The organism is Streptomyces sp. NPDC001108, from assembly GCF_053598535.1.
In genome coordinates, this window is record NZ_JBSFKL010000044.1 from 1 (window position 1) to 3,496 (window position 3,496).

General features: G+C 69.0%; 2 protein-coding genes and 1 pseudogene. 1 reads left to right on the forward strand and 2 read right to left on the reverse strand.

The features are described from left to right. Nucleotides 1-449: 449 nt before the first annotated feature. Nucleotides 450-1,007: a hypothetical protein gene (locus ACWC97_RS33910; protein WP_352281264.1), complete on the forward strand. Its 558-nt coding sequence runs from the start codon at nt 450-452 to the stop codon at nt 1,005-1,007. Nucleotides 1,008-1,180: 173 nt separating this feature from the next. Here ACWC97_RS33910 and ACWC97_RS33915 read toward each other — a convergent pair whose 3' ends face one another. Beyond that, nucleotides 1,181-2,716, reverse strand: a complete 1,536-nt coding sequence (locus tag ACWC97_RS33915) for an alpha/beta fold hydrolase (protein WP_450653661.1) — start codon at nt 2,714-2,716, stop codon at nt 1,181-1,183. Nucleotides 2,717-3,256: 540 nt separating this feature from the next. Further along, a pseudogene (locus ACWC97_RS33920) lies at nt 3,257-3,496 on the reverse strand (hypothetical protein); the annotation flags it as partial.

Sequence of the window (3,496 nt, forward strand, 5' to 3'; positions counted from 1 at the left end):
CGATACTGGATGTATCGGGGTGACCCCGACAACGCGGCGAGCGTGCGTGCCGGGCGCCGCACGGCAGGCGGCAGTTTGAAGACAGGTCCTAGGGCCTTTCCCGCCCACGACCGACGAGACCCCGGACCCGGTTACGGGCGGATACGCGCGGGGCCCCGGTGCGGCAGTCGCCGACGATGTCCATCCGCACTGAAATTCATGACATGCACTCGATCATCTGTGTACGGTATGGATCTTCGGACGCGGACGCGTGCCTGAAGCAGGCGCGGAACTGAACACGGGGGCGTACGGCCATGACAGGCGAGCCGGACGGGGCACGGCCACATCCACCGATGCCCGCGCAACCACCGCGGCCCGTACCTCCGCCGCCTGCGGGGCCCCCGAGTCCACCCGCTCCCGGCCACGGCGCGCCGAAGTGGGCGTGGTGGGTCGTCGGCATCCTGATCCCTGTGCTCGGCCTGGTCGTCACACTGATCACGCAGTCGTGGACCAACTCGTCGCGCATCACGCCCCCTTCGTCCTCGGCGGCACCCAAGGAGTCGGTGGCCCCGGAGGGACCGTCACCTGCCGACCCGACCGAGTCGCCGACCACCGGCGACGGCGTCACCACCCTGTCCCCGTCCCCTTCGCCCTCGCAGGCGTCGGTGAAGATCCTCCGTACGGGAGACTTCACCCTCTCCAGGGGGTACAGCGCCGACCTCGAACACGGCACGGTCGGAGAGACGGTGGAAAGCCCCGACATGGCGTGGAACGGCGGGGACGAGTTCTCCGCCATGAACGGACGCGTGGCCGACACGCACAGGGGAGCCACCCCGAAGATCTGCGCGAAGGCCCTCGACTCCTCCAGGTCGACGGGGTGGATGGTCGCCGGTCTGGAGGGGACCTGGTACTGCATGCCGACCAGTGCGAACCACCTGGCGGCCGTCGAGTGGCTGGGCAGCGGCGACGGCGGCCCGCGGTTCCACTACATCCTCTGGGACGTGACCGCCCCCTCCGACGACGGTTAGGGCGGCCCGGCGGATCAGGCGCCGGACCGCCCTGAACAGGTCATTTCGTTCGGATCAGCGGGTGGACGGCGACGTCCGCCGCTGGTACGAGCGAGAGGTCTCCCAAGGCCAGTCGCGGGTCGCCCGCTCCCGGCCGAGTTCCGGGAGCGGGCGACCCGCCATGAGTCTGTGGCTCACTGACCGGTGCAGGTCAGGTCCTTCGCGGGCAGTCGGCCCGTGGTCAGGTACCGCATGACATCGGCGTCCGCGCAGGACGGTCCGGCCACCACCACTCCGTGGCCCTCACCGCCGGCCACAGTGATCATCCGCGCACCGTGCAGCGCCCGTCGCATGCCCCGCGCCATGGGCAGCGTCGCTTGCGGGTCCCACTGGTTCTGCACGATCAGTGCGCCGACGTCGTTGCTCACCGCGGTGGCCGGCTCCCTGGCCGCCGACTTCCAGAACGCACACGGCTGAATGGTGGCCCCCAAGTCTCCGGCCAGGGGGTACTTGGCCCGGTCCCGGACGACGTCCCGGCGGTACTGCTCGGGGCTGCGCGGCCAACTGCGGCTGTCGCCGCAGAAGGCCGCCCAGGTGACGGCGGACTGGTTGTCGGCAGGCACGTCCGCACCGAAGGCCACCGCGGCGGACCGGGCCGCTGCGGTGCCGGGGGCGACCGGTTCGGCCGACGCGATCGGCATGGCCGGAGCAGGCGGTCCACCCGCGGCCGAAGCCTTCAGCGCGACGATCCACGGGGTGACGGTCCTGACACCGACGAATGCGCCGTACTGGGAACGGATGGCGCCACCGCTGAGCGCCCCACCGTTTGTCGGGACGGGTGTGCGGTCGGCACGGGCGACAAGGTCCCAGTACGTCCTCCGGACCTTCTCCGGAGTCGACCCCAGACCATACGCGGCATTACGGGCGGCGGCCCACTCGGTCCAGCGGGTGAAGGCGAGTTCGGCCCCGGCCGACCACCCCCGGAACGTCCCTCGCCACGCGAGTGCGGGATCGAGGGCGCTGTCGAGCACGAAACGGTCCGAGCGCCGAGGGAACATCTGGGTGTAGACCGCGCCCAGGTAGGTGCCGTACGAGTACCCGAAGTAGGAGATCTTCCTTTCCCCGAGTGCCGCCCGGACGATGTCCATGTCCCGTGCCGTGTTGCGCGTGGTGATGTGCGGCAGCATGTCGCCCGCCTTGGCCCAGCACTTGTCGGCCACCGTCCGGGCCAGGGCCACGTCCTTCGCGAACGTCCTTGCCGTGTAGGGGTGGTGAACAGCCTGTTCTTCGGCTGTCAGACCACAACTGATCGGCGCGCTCCGCCCGACTCCGCGCGGGTCGAAACCGACCAGGTCGAACCTCTCTCGCACCTCCGTCGGCAGCAACGGCTCCATCTCCACGGGCATGGTCAGCCCCGGGACGCCCGGTCCCCCGGGATTCATCAGCAGCACGCCGTGCCGCTGCTTCGCACCGCTCGCCCTGACCCGCGATATCGCAAGGTCGATCTTCCGGCCCCCGGGGTCGCTGTAGTCCAGCGGCACCTTGACCTTCGCGCACTCGAACGTCGCCGACCCGCCCATGTCGCAGCGCGCCCACCGCAGTTTCTGCTGTGCATACTGCTGGAGCGGATCCCCCGCCGCGAACGCCGCCACAGGGGTGACCGCTGTCATCAGCGTCGTCACCATGCCGACCGCGAGTGCGGTAATCGTTCGGGCACCTCGTAGAGCCATGCCAGTCCTCTGTGCGGAATCAGTGTTTCGAATCGCCTCCAGTCTCTGTTCCGCCCCACGCACATCTCGTACGGCGGCGGAATGGAGTCATGATCCAACCAGCGGGGTAGAACGGCACACCGACATCGTGCTGGAGTGCTGCTGCAGGTCGTTCATCAATCAGGGTGGACGACCGACCGGCAGTATGCCGACAGCCGGACCGTCACGTACCGTCCAGCGGCGCAGGTGGGGATCGTCTGCACCGACTCGACCGGTCGCGGTCGGCAGTGCGCCTGTCAGCAGTGGGGCTCTTCGGGAGCGTCAGCGACCAGTCCTACCCATCGGCCCACTCGGCGCGGCCTTCCCACTACGGCCTTGCCGAGCCGGCGCGCGGGTCTCCCGGCCCCTAGGGGTTAGGGGAGGGACACCCGAACGGGTCGGGTGTCCCTCGTAGCCTGCGGAGCTCGGCGTCCATCGGTGGCGTGCGAGATACCGAAGTCGATGAGGCCGAGGCACCGGTCTCAGCGTCAGCAGCCTCGACACCAGAAGCAGCGCCCAGTGTCAGGGCTTGGTCGTGGGCTGCTTCTTCTGGTTGTAGATCTCCTTGCCGGCCGCGTTGTAGGCGTGGATGTAGGGGGTCGGGGTGAGGGAGTTCTTGTTGTTGCCGGTGGTGATGGCTGCGGTGTGGACGAATGCTCCGCCTGCCATGACGGTCGGGTATTCCTTGGGGTCGTTGCCGTAGCTGACGGTGACCTTGGCGACGTCAGGTGTGTAGTGTCCGGCGCCCAGGGAGAGGGACTG

Excerpts from the sequence above, each read along its gene's own strand:
- ACWC97_RS33915 (WP_450653661.1), bottom strand. The coding sequence starts at position 2,716 with ATGGCTCTACGAGGTGCCCGAACGATTACCGCACTCGCGGTCGGCATG.